At 53.7% G+C, this 17,172-nt stretch carries 17 protein-coding genes; 4 read left to right on the plus strand and 13 right to left on the minus strand.

The features are described 5' to 3' along the window. Positions 1-6: 6 nt before the first annotated feature. The 7 genes from uspE to FY206_RS11305 all read right to left on the minus strand — a co-directional run bounded on the left by uspE (position 7) and on the right by FY206_RS11305 (position 7,183). On the minus strand, positions 7-957 hold the full coding sequence (uspE, locus tag FY206_RS11275) for a universal stress protein UspE (RefSeq protein ID WP_032640084.1): 951 nt from the start codon (positions 955-957) through the stop codon (positions 7-9). Between the two features lie 109 nt (positions 958-1,066). Further along, the gene (locus FY206_RS11280; RefSeq protein ID WP_014883604.1) at positions 1,067-1,249 is read right to left on the minus strand and encodes a hypothetical protein; all 183 of its coding nucleotides are present in this window, start codon (positions 1,247-1,249) and stop codon (positions 1,067-1,069) included. Between the two features lie 148 nt (positions 1,250-1,397). Then, positions 1,398-2,150, minus strand: a complete 753-nt coding sequence (gene fnr / locus FY206_RS11285) for a fumarate/nitrate reduction transcriptional regulator Fnr (protein WP_006174991.1) — start codon at positions 2,148-2,150, stop codon at positions 1,398-1,400. Between the two features lie 183 nt (positions 2,151-2,333). Further along, positions 2,334-2,849 carry a methylated-DNA--[protein]-cysteine S-methyltransferase gene (gene ogt, locus FY206_RS11290; RefSeq protein WP_032640086.1) on the minus strand — a complete coding sequence of 172 codons (516 nt, stop codon included), beginning with the start codon at positions 2,847-2,849 and terminating at the stop codon, positions 2,334-2,336. Between the two features lie 10 nt (positions 2,850-2,859). Continuing rightward, entirely contained in the window at positions 2,860-4,386 is a 1,527-nt protein-coding gene (gene abgT / locus FY206_RS11295; protein ID WP_032640088.1) for a p-aminobenzoyl-glutamate transporter, read from the minus strand. 41 nt (positions 4,387-4,427) lie between these two features. Continuing rightward, positions 4,428-5,873: a M20 family metallopeptidase gene (locus tag FY206_RS11300; RefSeq protein ID WP_032640090.1), complete on the minus strand. Its 1,446-nt coding sequence runs from the start codon at positions 5,871-5,873 to the stop codon at positions 4,428-4,430. After that, positions 5,873-7,183, minus strand: coding sequence for a M20 family metallo-hydrolase (locus FY206_RS11305; protein ID WP_032640092.1), 1,311 nt, complete (start codon positions 7,181-7,183; stop codon positions 5,873-5,875). The genes FY206_RS11300 and FY206_RS11305 overlap by 1 nt, the downstream gene beginning before the upstream one ends. Positions 7,184-7,358: 175 nt before the next feature. Here FY206_RS11305 and FY206_RS11310 point away from each other — a divergent pair, with 175 nt between their 5' ends. Continuing rightward, complete coding sequence (locus FY206_RS11310) at positions 7,359-8,270, plus strand: LysR family transcriptional regulator (RefSeq protein WP_032640094.1); 912 nt, start codon at positions 7,359-7,361, stop codon at positions 8,268-8,270. Between the two features lie 370 nt (positions 8,271-8,640). Here the strand turns inward: FY206_RS11310 and FY206_RS11315 are convergent. Further along, positions 8,641-9,761, minus strand: a protein-coding gene (locus FY206_RS11315; RefSeq protein WP_085950818.1) for an IS3-like element ISSen4 family transposase whose coding sequence is annotated in 2 segments (ribosomal slippage) — positions 8,641-9,503 and positions 9,503-9,761 — 1,122 coding nt in all. Because the reading frame shifts where the segments join, the coding sequence is not laid out codon by codon here. 70 nt (positions 9,762-9,831) lie between these two features. On the opposite strand from FY206_RS11315, the gene FY206_RS11320 reads away from it, so the two are divergent. Further along, positions 9,832-10,968 (plus strand): hypothetical protein, encoded by a 1,137-nt coding sequence (locus FY206_RS11320; protein WP_032640546.1) that lies wholly within the window; start codon positions 9,832-9,834, stop codon positions 10,966-10,968. Between the two features lie 346 nt (positions 10,969-11,314). Here the strand turns inward: FY206_RS11320 and FY206_RS11325 are convergent, their stop codons facing one another. The 4 genes from FY206_RS11325 to FY206_RS11340 form a co-directional block, all read right to left on the minus strand. After that, a complete protein-coding gene (locus tag FY206_RS11325; protein ID WP_032640542.1) occupies positions 11,315-12,580 on the minus strand; it encodes a Y-family DNA polymerase in 1,266 nt (421 codons plus the stop codon). 2 nt (positions 12,581-12,582) lie between these two features. After that, positions 12,583-13,002, minus strand: coding sequence for a translesion error-prone DNA polymerase V autoproteolytic subunit (locus tag FY206_RS11330; protein ID WP_032640540.1), 420 nt, complete (start codon positions 13,000-13,002; stop codon positions 12,583-12,585). A gap of 188 nt (positions 13,003-13,190) precedes the next feature. Beyond that, positions 13,191-13,538 carry an HNH nuclease YajD gene (gene yajD / locus FY206_RS11335; protein ID WP_032640538.1) on the minus strand — a complete coding sequence of 116 codons (348 nt, stop codon included), beginning with the start codon at positions 13,536-13,538 and terminating at the stop codon, positions 13,191-13,193. 78 nt (positions 13,539-13,616) lie between these two features. Next, entirely contained in the window at positions 13,617-14,510 is an 894-nt protein-coding gene (locus FY206_RS11340; RefSeq protein ID WP_032640536.1) for a PhzF family phenazine biosynthesis protein, read from the minus strand. Positions 14,511-14,706: 196 nt separating this feature from the next. On the opposite strand from FY206_RS11340, the gene FY206_RS11345 reads away from it, so the two are divergent. Continuing rightward, positions 14,707-15,732 (plus strand): LLM class flavin-dependent oxidoreductase, encoded by a 1,026-nt coding sequence (locus FY206_RS11345; protein WP_032640534.1) that lies wholly within the window; start codon positions 14,707-14,709, stop codon positions 15,730-15,732. A gap of 76 nt (positions 15,733-15,808) precedes the next feature. Here the strand turns inward: FY206_RS11345 and FY206_RS11350 are convergent, their stop codons facing one another. After that, complete coding sequence (locus FY206_RS11350) at positions 15,809-16,843, minus strand: AI-2E family transporter (protein WP_032640533.1); 1,035 nt, start codon at positions 16,841-16,843, stop codon at positions 15,809-15,811. Between the two features lie 133 nt (positions 16,844-16,976). Here FY206_RS11350 and FY206_RS25815 point away from each other — a divergent pair, with 133 nt between their 5' ends. Continuing rightward, entirely contained in the window at positions 16,977-17,147 is a 171-nt protein-coding gene (locus tag FY206_RS25815; RefSeq protein WP_086379892.1) for a protein YdgV, read from the plus strand. The last annotated feature ends 25 nt before the right edge of the window (positions 17,148-17,172 follow it).

Raw genomic sequence — 17,172 nt, forward strand, 5'->3', positions numbered from 1 at the left:
TACGAGTCAATCGTCTTCCGGATCGTCCAGCTCAACCGGCGTCTGATACTCATCCGGCTTGATGACCAGCAGGTCGCAGCGCAGATGGTCGATCACCTGTTCGGCGGTATTGCCGAGAAACGCGGCAGAAATACCGGTCCTGCCGATGGTGCCCAGCACCACAATCCCCGCCTGCAGGTGTTCCGCCAGGTCCGGGATCACCTCTTCAGGCAGCCCTTTTTCCACGTGGGTCATTTTCTCATCAATGCTGAATTTCTGGCGCAGCGCCTTCATGGCCAGAAGGTGCTGGCCGCGGATCGCGTCGTTGTACACGCTCGGGTCAAATTCAGGCAGCTCAATGGCGATGTTTATCGGGGTGACCGGATAGGCGCCTACCAGATGCACTTCGGTATGATTCACCTGGTCAGCAAGCTGGATGGTCTCTTTCACCAGCTTTTCGTTCAGCGAATTGTGGTAGTCCTCTTCGCTCGCGAGGTTTACCGCGACCACGGCTTTCCCGCCTTCAGGCCACGGCTGGTCTTTCACCATCCACACCGGGCAAGGGCATTTACGCAGCAGGTGCCAGTCGGTCGGGGTGAAGATCACGGATTCCAGCTTGTCGTGCTGGTGGGCCATCTTCAGCAGCAGGTCGTGCCCGCCGGCGACAACTTCCTGGATGATGGCTTCAAAAGGTCGGTTGTGCCAGACCACTTTAATATCAATGGGCACACCCGCTTCCAGGTAATACTTCGCCTGTTCGCGGATCCACGCGGTACGCTGGCTGATGACGCCCTGGCGCATAGCGGTGCGTTCGTCAGGCGACAGAAGGGTGGTCATCTCATACGAGAAGTCATAGATCGGCAAAAACGCTTTGATTTTGCCACCAATCCGTTGATGTAAATACACAGCACGTCGTAATGCCGGCTGATCGTCCTGGTTCGGATCGATAGCTACCAGCATGTTTTGATACTTGGCCATACAGGTCTCCTTACTACTGTCACCACAGTCTGTAATTAAAAGAGTAACCTATATATCCTGAATGAAACAGAGGCGAGGTTTTACCAGATCAATAATTCATGAAAAATTATCAGAGGAAAAGTACCGTGGTCGTCACCGCGATAAAGGCAATAAACAGCAGCACCATCACCGCTATCGCAAAGGTCGTGGAGTCCTGAACGTAGGTTTTTTCCTCCCCCTTCATCGGGCCGACAAGCATGATCCAGATGAAGATAAAGGTCACTGAGGCAATCACGACTGAAACGAAAAACAAACTTTCTCTCAATTCATAACCTCAACGTGAACCTTTCAGGCGCTGGGTGGGGACGTGCTGCGGTGAAAATCTCGGATAACGGAAGCGTTGATATGCCAGAACGATAAATCAAGATTATTTATCGCTCTGGCAGCACATATGCGGAGAGTTATGCCACGTTGCGGGCATGACCGGCAAGCACGGCCAGTGCTTCACCGTTTTCGATAGTGATGTATTTACCCTTAACGGCCAGCATTCCGCTTTTCTGGAAACGGCCCAGCAGACGGCTGATGGTTTCCACGGTCAGGCCCAGGTAGTTACCGATATCGCCGCGCGTCATGGTCAGACGGAATTCACGCGGCGAGAAGCCACGCTCGGCGAAGCGGCGGGAGAGGTTGTAGATAAACGCGGCCAGGCGCTCTTCTGCATTCTTTTTGGAAAGCAGCAGAATCATGTCCTGATCGCCTTTGATCTCACCGCTCATCAGACGCATCATCTGCTGACGCAGGTTAGGCATCTTGCCGGACAAATCGTCCAGGGTTTCAAACGGGATTTCGCAAACCATCGAGGTTTCGAGTGCCTGAGCAAAGCTCGGGTGGTGGCCCGTACCGATGGCATCAAAGCCCACCAGGTCACCCGCCAGATGGAAGCCGGTGATCTGCTCGTCGCCCTGTTCGGTGATGGTATAGCTCTTGATGGTGCCAGAACGGATAGCATAGAGCGATTTCAGTTCGTCTCCGGCTTTAAACAGCGTCTGCCCTTTCTGAATAGGCTTTTTACGCTCGATAATATTATCAAGCTGATCGAGTTCATGCTCATTCAGGGTAAACGGGATACAGAGCTGGCTGATGCTGCAATCCTGGCAATGGATAGCACAACCGCCAGACTGAATGCGTCGTATAATTCGCTTTTCCGGGATCATAGGTTTGCTCAAGCCTTAATTGATATTGGTCAATTTTAACATCTTTTTGGTAAGTACGTAAGCCTGACAAACCTTCAATAAGGACAAGAGACGGCAACGTGTTGCCATCTTCTTGAAATTCCACAGCTTGATTATGGATTTTTAGCCTAACCGGTAGAAAATTAAGCACTAAAAGCCTGGCAACTAGAGCAAAAGATACCCTTCGTGACGCAGCAACCACTCTTTCCGCTGCACGCCGCCGGCATAGCCGGTCAGGGTGCCGTTGCGGCCAATGACGCGATGGCAGGGCACCACAATGCTGACCGGGTTAGCGCCGTTTGCGGCACCCACCGCGCGTGCGGCGCCTGCGCGGCCTAGCTGCTCCGCGAGCTGGCCGTAATGCATCACCTGCCCGCAGGGAATGTCCCGCAGCGCTTGCCACACTTCGCGCTGAAAAGGCGTGCCTGCCGTGGCGGTCGGCAGTGTATCGATGATGCTGAGATCGCCTTCGAAGTACGCCGCAAGCTTGTCGCTTAATCCACCCGGGTTGGCGGTGCGAATACGTTCATACCCCTGTGAGCGGTAGTGAATCGCAAGCAGTTCTTCCATGCGGTCGCTGTGCTCTTCCCACTCAACCGCGCGCAGGCAAAACTGCTCGTCCGCGATCACCCACAGCGGCCCAAGCGGCGTCGCAATCTTGTCTTCGAGTAATCTCAGCATCCTTATTCCTTTAGTTCAGCCTCGGGTAGATCCCCGGCCCAATCGGCAGGCCGACAAGATACCATGCCACCAGCATCACCAGCCATACCCCTAAAAAGATAAGCGGATAGGGTAAAACCAGCGAATAGTAGGTACCCAGTTTGGCTTCCGGTTTATAGCGCTGCAGGAAGCCTAAAAACAGCGGAACAAACGGCGAAACCGGCGCCAGCGGGATCACCGAGGAGTCCGCAATGCGGAACAGGATCTGGGCAAACGCCGGGTGGAACCCGAGCATCATAAACATCGGCACGAAGATCGGGGCCAGAATCGACCAGATGGCGGAGCCGCTGGCGATAAACATGCACAGCAGGGATGACAGCAGCGCCAGGCCGACAAACGCCGGCACGCCGCTTAGCCCGGCCGCCTCCAGCGCGTCGGTCAGGCCCACGGCCATAAACTTGCCCATGTTGCTCCAGTTAAACATCGCCACAAACTGCGCCAGCGGGAACACCATCACGATAAAGCCCGCCATCTCTTTCATCGGCTCGATCATCAGCTGCGGCAGATCGCCCTGGCGGCGAATTTTGCCGGTGGCGATGCCGTAGGCGAGCGAAACGACAAAGAAGAAGAGGATAATCAGCGGCACGATGCCCTGAATAAACGGTGACGGCAGGACGGTATGCTTAACCGGATCGCGCAATATGCCGTGTTCCGGCACAACCATCAGCGCCACCACGGCGATAAAGGCCAGCGAGACGAGCCCCGCCACGCGCAGGCCAAAGCGCTGCGCTTCGCTCAGGGTTTCCAGCTTTTCATCACTGCGGCCTTCCCACTTACCCAGGCGCGGCTCCACGATCCGGTCGGTAATCAGCCCGCCGACAATCGTCAGGACAATCACCGAGCTGGCCATAAAGTACCAGTTGTCGATCACGCTGACGTGCATGGCCGCATCGATGGTCTTCGCCGCCTCCGTGCTGATGCCCGAGAGCAGCACGTCGGTGGTGACAATCAGCAGGTTGGCGGTAAACCCGCAGCCCACGCCCGCAATCGCCGACAGCAGGCCCGCCACGGGATGACGCCCTACGGCGAGGAAAATCAGCGCCCCCATCGGGGGCATGATCACCAGCGCGGCGTCGGAGGAAATATGGCTGAAGAAGGCAATAAACAGCACCATATAGCTCGCGTAGCGCGCGCTGACGTGGGAAGCCATCTTCACCATCAAGGCGGGCAGCAGGCCAACGCGTTCGGCCAGCCCGGCGCCCAGCACCAGCGCCAGAATGGCGCCCAGCGGCGCGAAGCCGCTGAAGTTCTTAATTACATTGGGTAAAAACCAGTGCAGCCCTTCAACGCTGAGCAGGTTTTTCACCGCCACCAGGCTGCCGTCGGCCGGGCTGCGCACGCTCACGTCAAAGGCGGAGAGCACGGCGGTGGCGACCATCAAAATCACAATCAGATAGATAAACAGCAGAAAAGGATGCGGGACTTTATTGCCGATCCTTTCAACCCAGCCATAGAGCTTACCGGATGGGGAATGCGAAGGTATGGATGACATACTCATGGGCGTTCCTCGGGGGTGTTGTGTTGTTGTGTTGTGTTTTTTTATTTTAAAGGTGACGGCGTCACGCCCTGCGGGATCGGACACGCGTACGGCTTTTCTTCTATTTGTTGTTCGAACTCTTCACGGCATTTTTTCAGCAGCGCGGCGTCCTGCAGCAGCGTGAGCGCGGTAGCGCCCAGCACTTTTCCGGCCAGCAGCATGCCCTTGTGGGCAATGGAGGTTCGCCCCTGAGACACCAGCTGCCAGGTGTGCAGCGGCGTGCCGACGGTAAAGCAGGGGCTGAAGCACTGGGCGACCGGCATTTTCCAGCTGACATCCCCCACGTCGGTTGAACCCGCCAGCACGTTGTCGGTGACGGCATAGGGTGCGACTTCATCCACCAGTAGCGTCTCCTGATGACGGCGGGCAAAGGCTTTACCCGCTTCTCCGCCCGTGGCGGCAATATTTTTCAGGCTGTTTTGCAGATCGTTGGGCGTCAGGGTGACGCGGATCTCCCGGGCGAAAGCGCGTTCTTCCTCCGTCCACTCCGGCGTGCCGTAGTGCTGCAGGGCGCGATACATCGCCGCCTCAAGCGTGCGGTTCGGCAGGTAGCTGGAGCAGGCTTTATCAAAACGACATTCGACGGTGGTTTCGGTCATCATCGCCGCGCCCTGGGCAATTTTCTCGATGCGCTCGTAGATCTGCTGCGCATCCGCCATCTCCGGGGCGCGGATCAGGTACAGCACCTCGGCCTGGGCCTGCACCACGTTGGGGGAAATCCCGCCGGTGTCGGTGATGGCGTAATGGACACGCGCTTTCTCAATGATGTGTTCGTTGAGGAAGTTGGTGCCGGTGGTCATCAGCGTCACGGCGTCCAGCGCGCTGCGCCCTAAATGGGGGGAGTTGGCCGCGTGCGCCGCCACGCCGTGAAAACGCCAGGCGGCCTGAATATTCGCCAGCGTGCTGACGTTAAACATCCCGGCGAAGGCCTCCGGGTGCCAGGTGACGGCGGCATCGACGTCATCAAACAGCCCTTCGCGCACCATAAAGGTTTTCCCGGAGCCGCCTTCCTCGCCGGGGCAGCCGTAAAAGCGCACCGTTCCGCTGCCGCCGTGCTGCGCCAGCCAGCTTTTCACCGCCACCGCGCCCGCAAGCGCCGCGGTGCCTAAGAGGTTATGCCCGCAGCCGTGGCCGTTAGCCCCCGGCGTGGCGGATTGCGCCGTTGCGCAGTGCGCCTGCTGGCTTAGCCCGGCCAGCGCGTCGTATTCGCCCAGCAGGGCGATAACCGGCTTCCCGCTGCCGAAGCTGGCGATAAAGGCGTTGGGAATACCTCCAGCCTCGCGGGTGAGCGTGAAGCCCTCGGCCTCCAGCTCGCGGGCAAGCCGTTCGGCGGACCAGAACTCTTCAAAGCGGGTTTCAGGGCGATCCCAGATCGCGTCGGCAATATCGGTCAACGTCCGACATCGCGTGTCGATCGCATCGGCAATAAAAGCGTAGTTCTCCTGCATTACACACCTCGCGTCCACGGGAAATTAAGCGCAGTTCGCGCCAGCGTTTCGATGGCGATAGCCATAACCTGCTCATCGAAGTCGAATTTTTCGTTGTGATGTCCGGCGCTCAAATCCGTGCCGAACACCATATAGGACGCCATGCCGCCGTTCTGCTGCACGCGGGCCATCATCAGCGTGGCGTCTTCGGATCCGGCCGGGGCTTTCACCTTATCGATGGCGCGCTCAATCCCGGAAACCTGGCTCGCCTGTTCGCGCAGATAATCGACCCAGGCCGGCGTCGGCGCGCTGGAGGTGGCCGCACCCATCAGGCGCATCTCCGCGCCCACGCCGTAGAGCGCCGCCGCACCGGCGATAACCGCCTGCGCGCGTTCAAAGACGTACTGATTAATGGCTTCGCTTTCTCCGCGGGTTTCCACCTTGATGAGCGCATTCGCGGGGACCACGTTGCGGCCGCTGCCCGCCTGCATCACCCCGACGTTGACGCGGGATGCGCCGTCGCTGTGCGGCGCGATGCTGTGCAGGGCGAGGGCGGCCTGCGCGGCGGCGAGCAGGGCGTTTCGCCCGTCCTCCGGCTTACCGCCCGCGTGTGCGGCCACGCCGGTGAAGCTCACGTCGAACTTGGTGGTGGCCATAAAGTTATCGCTGCCGCAGATCGCCGTTCCGGCAGGCACGCCGGTACCAATATGAATGGCCGTGAAATAGTCCACGTCGTCCAGCGCACCGGCGGCAACCATGGCGCGTGCGCCGCGCGTGCCTTCTTCAGCAGGCTGGAAGATCAGCTTAATGGTGCCGTTGAGCCGGGCTTCATTCTGCTTAAGCACCTGCGCCAGCCCCAGACCAATAGCGGTGTGCCCATCGTGCGCGCAGGCGTGCATCATGCCCGGATTGCAGGAGGCAAACCCGTCGCGAAACGGGCGATGGCTTTCATCCACCGCTTCGCTTAAATCAAGGGCATCCATGTCGACGCGAAACGCCAGGGTTGGCCCAGGGCGGCCGGTATTCAGGGTGGCAACAATGCCGGTAAACCCGCCTTCAAACGGCGCCAGCCATTTCTCAGGCGCACCCTGCGCCCGCGCGCGGGCAAACTCCTGCGCCAGGGTAGCGGCATCGGGCAGCCCCATCCGGCTTTCGGCATCGACAACGTCGCGCCCCATCGCCAGTTCGTAACCCAGCGAGTCCAGGATTTCCGCGACCTTCGCGGCGGTACGAAACTCAACCCAGCCGGATTCCGCAAAATGGTGAAAATCGCGACGCCATGCGCTCAGCTGCGGGGATAACGTCTGGATGTACTGCGCCAGTGTGTCCATATCTGTTCCTGTCATCATTAAAATATGTGAACTGCTTCACGCTGTGATAGTTTTTACTTATCACTAACCGATTTTTCACAGTTTTAACCGTTCAGGAATTACCCTCGCACATCCCTTTCCAGTAAAGTAGATGACAGTTTCTTTACTCTGATAAACAACGGTTATCGGTCGGTCTATGTCATTCCAGGTTAAATTCCATCATCTCCGGGCGTTTGTTGAGGTTGCGCGTCAGGGCAGCATTCGCGGCGCCAGCAGGACGCTGAATCTTTCGCAACCGGCGCTGACCAAATCCATCAAAGAGCTGGAGGAGGGGATGGCGGCGCAGCTTTTCGTGCGCAGGAGTAAGGGCGTCGCGTTGACCGAATGCGGTGAGGGTTTTTACCAGCGCGCCAGGTTGATTCTGGAGGAGCTGCGCGCGGCGCAGGATGACATCCGTCAGCGGCAGGGGGAACTTGCAGGACAGATCAACATCGGGATGGGGGCCAGCGTGTCACGCACGCTTATGCCTGCCGTCATCACCCGCTTTCATGCGCAGCATCCGCAGGTCAAGGTGCGGATTATGGAAGGGCAGCTGGTGTCGATGATCAATGAATTACGCCAGGGCGAACTGGACTTTACCATCAACACCTATTATCAGGGGCCTTACGACCACGAATTTACGTTTGAAAAACTCTTCGAAAAGCCGTTTGCGGTATTTTGCCGGGAAGGGCATCCGGCGACGGGAGCAACGTCTATTAATGAACTTTTGCATTATAACTGGACAATGCCGACGCCGCGGGGAAGTTATTATAAGCAATTAGAAGAGGTATTTAACCATCGTTCGCAAATACCGCGAATTGGTGTGGTTTGTGAAACGTTTTCATCCTGCATTAGCCTGGTCGCGCAAAGTGATTTTTTAAGCATATTGCCGCAGGAGCTAGGCTGTGACCCGCTGCTGGCGCACCGCCTGGTCATGCTGCCGGTGGTCGAATCGCTCCCTAAAGCAACCTATTATTTAATTCAGCGTCGTGATTCACGTCAGACTCCGCTCGCTGAATCATTAATTACGCAATTCAGAAGGGAAGCGAGAAAAATAGTCGTTGCGTGAAATATATTATGCAATGCATATTAAAAAAACAGGATCTGCCCGACATCAGACAGACCCTATAGTACACACAGCAGTGCGTCCTTTCGCCAATCCTGAGTATTATATCCATGAGGCAGGTATATTTAGGTATAACACCTTCCCCGAAAAATGAAAGGGTATTGAGTGGTTGATTTTACGAAAATTTAACGCAAATCACCTATTTCATCTTTACTGAAGTTTTAGTTAAGTTTTATTTAAGTAAGTTTTATAAATACTATATATATTCATCAGGTTAATATTTATACCGCACGACGGCCTATAACGATGATTGAGGCCAGCCTCAGGCGCAGGTATAGTACCGTTGACCTGCCCCCACGATTAGATACAACACTCAGTTAGTAACGTCGGAATCTTCATTCTCAGAATGACCCTTTCTCCAGCCCGCTGCAAATTCAGACGGTGTCTGATAATTCAGCGTGGAGTGCGGGCGGCATTCGTTATAATCCTGCCGCCAGTCATTAATAATTTTCCTGGCATGAACGATATCGCTGAACCAGTGCTCATTCAAACATTCATCGCGAAATCGTCCGTTAAAGCTCTCAATAAATCCGTTCTGCGTTGGCTTGCCCGGCTGGATTAAGCGCAACTCAACACCATGCTCAAAGGCCCATTGATCCAGTGCACGGCAAGTGAACTCCGGCCCCTGGTCAGTTCTTATCGTCGCCGGATAGCCTCGAAACAGTGCAATGCTGTCCAGAATACGCGTGACCTGAACGCCTGAAATCCCAAAGGCAACAGTGACCGTCAGGCATTCCTTTGTGAAATCATCGACGCAGGTAAGACACTTGATCCTGCGACCGGTGGAAAGTGCGTCCATGACGAAATCCATCGACCAGGTCAGATTGGGCGCCGCCGGACGGAGCAGCGGCAGACGTTCTGTTGCCAGCCCTTTACGACGTCTTCTGCGTTTTACGCCCAGGCCACTGAGGTGATAAAGCCGGTACACGCGCTTATGATTAACATGAAGCCCTTCACGGCGCAGCAACTGCCAAATACGACGGTAGCCAAAACGCCTGCGCTCCAGTGCCAGCTCAGTGATGCGCCCTGATAAATGCGCATCAGCAGCCGGACGGTGAGCCTCATAGCGGCAGGTCGACAGGGATAAACCTGTAAGCCTGCAGGCACGACGTTGCGACAGACCGGTCGCATCACACATCAACATCACGGCTTCCCGCTTCTGGTCTGTCGTCAGTACTTTCGCCCAAGAGCCACCTGAAGCGCCTCTTTATCCAGCATGGCTTCGGCAAGCAGCTTCTTGAGTCTGGTGTTCTCTTCCTCAAGCGACTTCAGGCGCTTAACTTCAGGCACCTCCATACCGCCATACTTCTTACGCCAGGTGTAAAACGTGGCATCGGAAATGGCATGCTTGCGGCAGAGTTCACGGGCGGGTACCCCAGCTTCGGCTTCGCGGAGAATACTGATGATCTGTTCGTCGGAAAAACGCTTCTTCATGGGGATGTCCTCATGTGGCTTATGAAGACATTACTAACATCGGGGTGTACTAATCAACGGGGAGCAGGTCATGGCAAATATATCCCTATGGCTTAAACAGGTGAGGCGTTTAACCGCTTATCAGTGGGGTATAATTGTATCGTTGGTTATCACTGCTTTAGCCTATTATACTATACAGTATATTCATTATCATAGTCTTTTCCCTGCTCCTCAAGGCAACCCTGCTGATTGGTTTGTAATTAGTAATCCAAATAAGCCAAGAGAAGCATTGTTTGATTATTTTACGGCTTTTCTTAATTCTAATTTTGACTCATTCATTAAGCCATATGGTCATACTTTATTTATTGACAGTACGCTTCGGGTTTCGGTGATTACTATCACCCTATCTACCATTTTCATGCTGTTACCCGTCGTGCTTATTTTTAATAATAACAGCGATGGAGTCGTGCGAGTTTTCTTGATTCAGATGTTTTTATCGTTAATTATCTTTCTCGTTTTCTATTTCTTGGTTTTATATAAAATGCATATGCGAACAGGATACATGGGGGCTATGCAAGCACGATATTTTTATGGTTACTTACCATTATTCGCTTTAGGTATCGCCAATTTGCTAGATAAACTAAAAGCAAATAAAATACGTAATGTGATGATGTTGCTTATGTCAGCGTCTTTGATATTAAGCGCTTATCCTGCATGGGCTCCATCCATATTTAAAACGTTGGGAATACAGGATGTAGGGCAATATACGGGTAACAAGACCTATGCGCCATTGGTTGATGGGCGTGTGTTTGAACAAACTTTCACTGCTGAAGGCACAAAGTTACAATCTATGAAATTGCTGTTGGCAACCTATGCCCGAGTTAATACTGCTATAGTTAAAGTAAACATTCTGTCTATGGATGAAAAAACATTGTTTCAAACATATATATCATCTAAAGATATACGGGATAATTCATGGCACAATATATCAACAAACTTGAAAGGATTAGTTAAAGGGCGAATGTATATTATCAGACTTACTTCTCCTGGGGCGAGTGGTGATAATGCAATCACCTGGATTGCTTCAACTGGTACAACGGAAGATCCACATTTTGCGAACACAAAGTTTGGTCCACCTGTCATTGATGATGGATATCGCGGTGGAGAGGCTATTGTTGACAATATTCCTCATCCTAAAGAAAACTTTGCTTTTCAACTTTATTTCTAGAGAAATACCCTCACTCTCGCCCAGGTAAAGTGAGGGTAGATCTCAAGGCTCATTTTTGTTCTTTTCTTGTTAACTGGTACGGCATATCTAAGTACCAGTTTTTGTTCTCTCCTTTTAGAGGTAGACCCAAGTCATCACTATCAAAAAGGCGTCACCAGGTTGAGTGCTTTCGATTTAGGTATCAGTATCTTCTTTGCAATTTTTGGACCCTCGATTCTTGGGAACCTCCCTGGTGGGTCCATTCAGGGGGGCGGAAGTGGTAGTTTAACTGCTATCCATTGGGTGTTCACGCTGAGCCAGAATATGCACAGTTCTCCTATTCTTTTCTCGGTAACAATTATTGATATCACTTAACAGTGAGTAGATCAGCAAATCGTGTTGTGTATCGAGGTGAGAGCATTTCCCGTTTCATCTGCCATTTTTGCTGAATACCCTGTCCCGCAAAGTAAAGTGTTCCACGACCTTTTTCTGTATTGAGGTGATCTAATACATCCATTAACTTTTGGCTATTTTTTCTGGGTGTATTTTCGTCAAACAGACTAAGTTGTGCGACGCCATGGCTAAAAAAATCTCCCAGCATCACTCCGGCTTTCTGGTATCGACATCCACTTTTCCAAATTATATCTAAACAGCGTGTCGCAGCAGCAATAATATCTCTGCTGTCCTGAGTTGGTGTGAGAAGTTTCATTGAGGCACTATTACCGTAATAGGTCTCATTGACCGCGAAGGGAGACGTTTTCACAAATGCCGAGATAAATTGACAATATTGATGTTCATGACGAAGTTTTTCTGCTGCCCGGGCGGCATAGCTACAAATGGCCTGGCGCATATCTTCGTATTCCGTAATGCGATCGCCGAAAGAGCGAGAGCAGACGATTTCCTTCTTTACCGGTGCAAACTCTTCCAGCTCAAGACACGGTTCACCCCGTAATTCACGGACCGTTCTTTCCAGCACGACATTGAAGTGTTTTTTGATGAACCGGATATCGGTATCTGCCAATTGCAACACCGTTTTGATCCCCATCATTTCAAGATTCTTCGTGATGCGTCGGCCTACCCCCCAAACATCATCCACGGGTAGAGCCGCCATCAATTTCCTCTGGCGCTCGACATTTGATAAATCAACCACTCCCCCTGTCTGCTGTTGCCATCGTTTGGCCGCATGATTCGCTAGTTTAGCCAGTGTTTTTGTCGGGGCGATGCCGACCCCCACGGTCAGATGCGTTCGCTGTAGAACGGTATTCCTGAGCTCATGGCCAAATTCGCTCAGATCCCGGCAGTTATGCACTCCAGTAAGATCACAGAAGATCTCATCAATGGAATATATTTCGCTGTGAGGAGACATCTCTTCAAGGGTTGTCATCACCCGGTTGGACATATCCGCGTACAGTTCATAGTTACTACTGAAGCACACTACACCATGCTGTCTGAAGAGAGCTTTTTGTTTGAAGTAGGGTTCACCCATTTTCACAAAGGTTTTTGCTTCAGCTGAACGGGAGATGACGCAACCATCGTTATTCGACAAAACTACGACGGGGCGCCCCTTTAGGTCAGGGCGAAAAACGGTTTCGCAGGAAGCATAGAACGCGTTCACATCACAGAGAGCAAACATGGTCAACTCGCAGATTTCACGATATAGGTCACCACGCCGAAAATATCCAGATTGTCTTCGCTGCCGATTATAATAGGCTTGTACAAGGCATTCTCAGGTTTGAGCATGACGAAAGGGTGCAGTTGCAGACGCTTCACCGTGAATTCACCGTCGACAGCAGCAATAACAATGCTGCCATGTTCAGCCTTGCGGGAACTATCCACGACCAGTAGATCACCCTCGTCGATTCCGGCATCAATCATTGAATCACCGCTGGATTTCACAAAATAGGTCGCGCTGGGGTGTGGAATCATCAGTTCATTCAGATCGATACGACGCTCAACGTAGTCCTGCGCAGGGCTGGGAAAGCCGCAGGGAACAAGATCATTGAACATGGGGAGTGCCACAATCTGGCGTAGTTCGGTTGGTATGAAAAACTGCATGACGATCACCGTTGATATTTACTGTGTTTATATACAGTATTGTATATCAATGATGAAGATCAAGAGGCACTGTAGCGGGTCTGACGGCGCTCTCAGTGTTATTCCTTTTGAATCAACTAGGTTGCCGCAGCCGACAATACGCCGATCTGCAGCATTTCGCCCATACCCCAGGTACGGGCAGTGAAAGATTACTTCTTCTTATCCATCATCGCCTTTAAATCGGCAAACGGGTTAAACGTGGCGACGCCCATGTCTTTTTGCGCATCTTCCCCGGCCACCACGGTGGTGCCGTATTGATCCGCCTCGGTGTATTTCGAATGTTCGTGATCGTGGCAGAACAGACACAACAGCTCCCAGTTGCTGCCATCTTCCGGATTGTTGGTATGGTCGTGATCGATATGGTGAACCGTAAGTTCGCGCAGGTTGGAATAGACAAACTCGCGCGAGCAGCGCCCACACACCCATGGATAGATTTTTAACGCTTTTTCGCGATAGCCGCTTTCCAGCCGCGCGTAGTTTTTAGGGATCAAAGCCATTGCCGAGTTTACCTGTGATAAAAAATAATGCGTCAATATATCCCATCAGACACGGTAAATGTATATGCCATTCCGCCGTTAGAGGGTGAATGTGCCTTCAAGCGTCATTACGCAGTTTCCGCCAACGCGAACCACCGCCTTTCCTGAGGTGGCATCGTATCCTGCGAACAGTACGCTTGCCCGTCCCATATCGACCCCCTGACTGATTGTCAGATCAAGCGTCGTTTTATTGCGGTGCAATGCCAGCAGCGCCGTCGCAGCCGCGGTTGCGCTGCCGGTTGCAGGGTCTTCCGTCATGCGAGGAGTAAACATGCGCGCTTGTACATCGCAGGGAGCACCGGAATCGGTATCCAGGGTATAGGCATAGAGGGAAACGGCGCCATCCAGCGGTAACGTTGCGCGAAAGCCCTGTAAATTCGGTACGCATCGACGGAGCGCTTCCCGGGAAGCCAGCTCGGCTATCAGGAAGGGCAGACCCACCGACGCGACCACAGGCATATGTACCTCGGTACGAATATCGTCCGCGCTGAGGGATAAGCAGGCAGCTACCATTTCCGGGCTGACCTCAGAGCGACAGGAGAGTGCTTCAGGTACGCGGAGTTCTGCGCCAGTTACCGTCTCGTTGTCACGCAGCAGGCGCACGGGTACCAGGCCGGCGATTTCCTCGAAGAGCAGCGTATCGGGCAGGTGCTGATGATTCATCGCAGCGTGATGGGCCAGCACGTACGCGGTCCCTACATTGGGATGGCCGGCGAAGGGGATCTCGCGCGAGGGGGTAAAAATTCGGACGCGCGCCGTGTTGGCGGGATTCTCTGGCGGCAATACAAACGTCGTTTCGCTGTAACCAAACTCAACGGCGACCTGCTGCATCTGTTCTTTAGTCATGCCCTCTGCATCCAGTACGACGGCGACAGGGTTACCCAGAAACGGCGTATCGGTAAATACATCGGCAACAACATAGCGTCTTTTCATTTTTTGTCCGGTGTGAAAGGTCCTGATCTATAGTGGTAACGTTAAATCCAACGGGTAATCAATAAGTTTTTGCCTGACGGGCCTGAAAAAATTTCAATCAATTTATTTGAATCATTCCGTTAAAGAAACGCCATTTATTCTCCGCCGGTAATGCGTAGAGTAAGTCGTACGCAATGCACTATCAGGATATAGGGTTATGAAAAAGATCGGGTTTTTATCCTTTGGTCACTGGACGCCGTCACCGCAGTCCGGCACGCGCTCGGCGGCAGATACGCTGCTGCAGTCCATCGATTTAGCCGTGGCGGCTGAAGAGCTGGGGGCCGACGGCGCCTATTTCCGCGTGCACCACTTTGCCCGACAGCTTAGCTCGCCGTTTCCTCTGCTGGCCGCCGTCGGGGCAAAAACGAAAACCATTGAAATCGGTACGGGCGTGATTGATATGCGCTATGAAAATCCGATGTACATGGCCGAGGATGCGGGCGCGGCGGATCTGATTTCCGGCGGTCGCCTGCAGCTTGGCATCAGCCGGGGCTCTCCGGAGCAGGTCATTGATGGCTGGCGGCATTTCGGCTATGTCCCGCAGGAAGGCGAAACCGAATCGGATATGGCGCGCCGCCATACCGAGGTGCTGCTTGAGGTGCTGCGCGGAGAAGGATTTGCAAAGCCGAACCCGCAGCCGATGTTCCCGAATCCGCCGGGGCTGCTGCGCCTGGAGCCTTATTCCGAAGGGCTGCGCGAGCGTATCTGGTGGGGCGCGGGTTCCAATGCGACGGCCGTATGGGCCGCAACGCTGGGAATGAACCTGCAAAGCTCAACCCTGAAAGACGATGAAACCGGTGAGCCGTTCCATATTCAGCAGGCAAAACAGATCCGTGCCTACCGTCAGGCCTGGAAAGAGGCCGGGCATACGCGTCAGCCGCGCGTCTCGGTCAGCCGCAGTATTTTTGCCCTGATGGACGACCGCGACCGGATGTACTTTGGTGCCAGCCGCAACGACAGCGACAGCGTGGGTTATCTTGATGAGAAAACGCGCGCGATCTTTGGCCGCAGCTATGCCGCGGAGCCGGACAAGCTGATTGAACAGCTGAAAAAGGACGAGGCAATTGCCGAAGCGGATACGTTACTGCTGACCGTGCCGAACCAGCTGGGTGTGGATTACAATGCGCACGTGATTGAGTCTATTCTCAAACATGTCGCGCCGGCCATGGGCTGGCGCGAGTAGTCGACACGCGGTGGTAAGCACCGTCGCCGCGCGCTTATCGCGAAGACAGGAGGGCAATAAACGCCTCCTGTCAGCGCTATCGATGGCTCATATCGCTCAGCAGCACGGCGATGCTTTGCCCGCCCGCCGTCTGTTCCAGACCAATCTTGACGATGATGGTCAGCGGGACGGAGAGCAGCATCCCAACGGGGCCAAGCAGCCAGCCCCAGAAAATCAGGGACAAAAAGACCACCAGCGTCGAGAGTCCCAGCCCACGTCCCATCATGCGTGGTTCGAGAATGTTACCGAACACCAGATTGATGACCAGATATCCGGCCAGCAGGATCAGCGCGTCGTAAAGCCCGCTGAAAACCAGTACCTGAAGGATAGGGGGGATCGCCGCCAGCACGGAGCCGATGTTAGGGATGTAGTTAAGCGCAAACGCCAGCAACCCCCAGACAAACGCAAAGCGCACGTCCAGCGCCAGAAGCATCATCCAGACAACACCGCCCGTGACCAGGCTAATAGCCGTTTTTAGCACAAGGTAGCGGGAGACGCTGTCCAGCGCCCGTTGAATCGCCCCCATCCCCTCAACCGGCCGGACCATTATCTGCTGCAGTTTTGCCGGCAGCTGCGGCACTTCCAGCAGCATGAACACCACCGTTAAAAACAGCAGGAAAATGGAGGTCATGGCATTGGAAAGCTGCGCCAGCAGGCTGGTGACGATCGTCATGGCCGCGTTAGGGTCGATATATTTCAGCAGCTCCTCAACCGAAACCTCAATACCCGCGCGCTGCAGCCAGGGTTCCAGCTGCAGCAGCGGAATGGCCAGCGAAGAGCGGTATTTCGGCAGCGTGCGCGCCAGCTCATTGAGCGAGGTCCCCAGATACGCCACCAGCAGCACCATCGCCACGATGATGATGCTGATAAGCATCGCGATCGCCAACACGCGCGGGATGCGTAGCCGCGTCATGCGCTGTACCAGCGGGTTAAGGATCACCGCAATAAACAGGGCCAGAATAAACGGCACGATAATGTCGGCGGCAAACCGCACGCCCGTCAGTATGATCACCAGCATGCCCAGCATGATGACAATTTTTAACCCGTTCAGGGTAATAATGGGTTTAGCCATGGTGACTCCGAAATACGCTTTTTATTTATAGTAAATGAGAAAAGCGTTGCAATAAACTAACCAAAATCAAACGGGATGGGTAAAGAATTGCAAAGACTTTGAGTAAAATCCTAGCTTATGGTACAAATCTGGTGTGTTTAACTACCGAGGACAATTTTCATCCGCAAAGACGAGAAGCAACAACGCGGATAATTGTAATTTTATGGACAATATGTTCAGGACGTACTCTTCAAACGATACCGCAGTATACTCCACCTCTTTCTGCCTGCTTTCTGGTGAGCAACACTGGCGCACCGCACTATAGTTATCTCTTCTGCCTGAGCTGGCGC

Origin of the sequence: Enterobacter chengduensis, assembly GCF_001984825.2 — a bacterium.
GTDB classification, from domain to species: domain Bacteria; phylum Pseudomonadota; class Gammaproteobacteria; order Enterobacterales; family Enterobacteriaceae; genus Enterobacter; species Enterobacter chengduensis.

Coding starts and splice junctions, on each gene's coding strand:
- FY206_RS11300 (WP_032640090.1), bottom strand. CDS start 5,873: ATGCAGGAGAACTACGCTTTTATTGCCGATGCGATCGACACGCGATGT.
- abgT (WP_032640088.1), bottom strand. CDS start 4,386: ATGAGTATGTCATCCATACCTTCGCATTCCCCATCCGGTAAGCTCTAT.
- FY206_RS11345 (WP_032640534.1), top strand. CDS start 14,707: ATGAAAAAGATCGGGTTTTTATCCTTTGGTCACTGGACGCCGTCACCG.
- FY206_RS11340 (WP_032640536.1), bottom strand. CDS start 14,510: ATGAAAAGACGCTATGTTGTTGCCGATGTATTTACCGATACGCCGTTT.
- FY206_RS11330 (WP_032640540.1), bottom strand. CDS start 13,002: ATGCAGTTTTTCATACCAACCGAACTACGCCAGATTGTGGCACTCCCC.
- FY206_RS11320 (WP_032640546.1), top strand. CDS start 9,832: ATGGCAAATATATCCCTATGGCTTAAACAGGTGAGGCGTTTAACCGCT.
- yajD (WP_032640538.1), bottom strand. CDS start 13,538: ATGGCTTTGATCCCTAAAAACTACGCGCGGCTGGAAAGCGGCTATCGC.
- FY206_RS11350 (WP_032640533.1), bottom strand. CDS start 16,843: ATGGCTAAACCCATTATTACCCTGAACGGGTTAAAAATTGTCATCATG.
- FY206_RS11305 (WP_032640092.1), bottom strand. CDS start 7,183: ATGGACACACTGGCGCAGTACATCCAGACGTTATCCCCGCAGCTGAGC.
- uspE (WP_032640084.1), bottom strand. CDS start 957: ATGGCCAAGTATCAAAACATGCTGGTAGCTATCGATCCGAACCAGGAC.
- ogt (WP_032640086.1), bottom strand. CDS start 2,849: ATGCTGAGATTACTCGAAGACAAGATTGCGACGCCGCTTGGGCCGCTG.
- fnr (WP_006174991.1), bottom strand. CDS start 2,150: ATGATCCCGGAAAAGCGAATTATACGACGCATTCAGTCTGGCGGTTGT.
- FY206_RS11325 (WP_032640542.1), bottom strand. CDS start 12,580: ATGTTTGCTCTCTGTGATGTGAACGCGTTCTATGCTTCCTGCGAAACC.
- FY206_RS11310 (WP_032640094.1), top strand. CDS start 7,359: ATGTCATTCCAGGTTAAATTCCATCATCTCCGGGCGTTTGTTGAGGTT.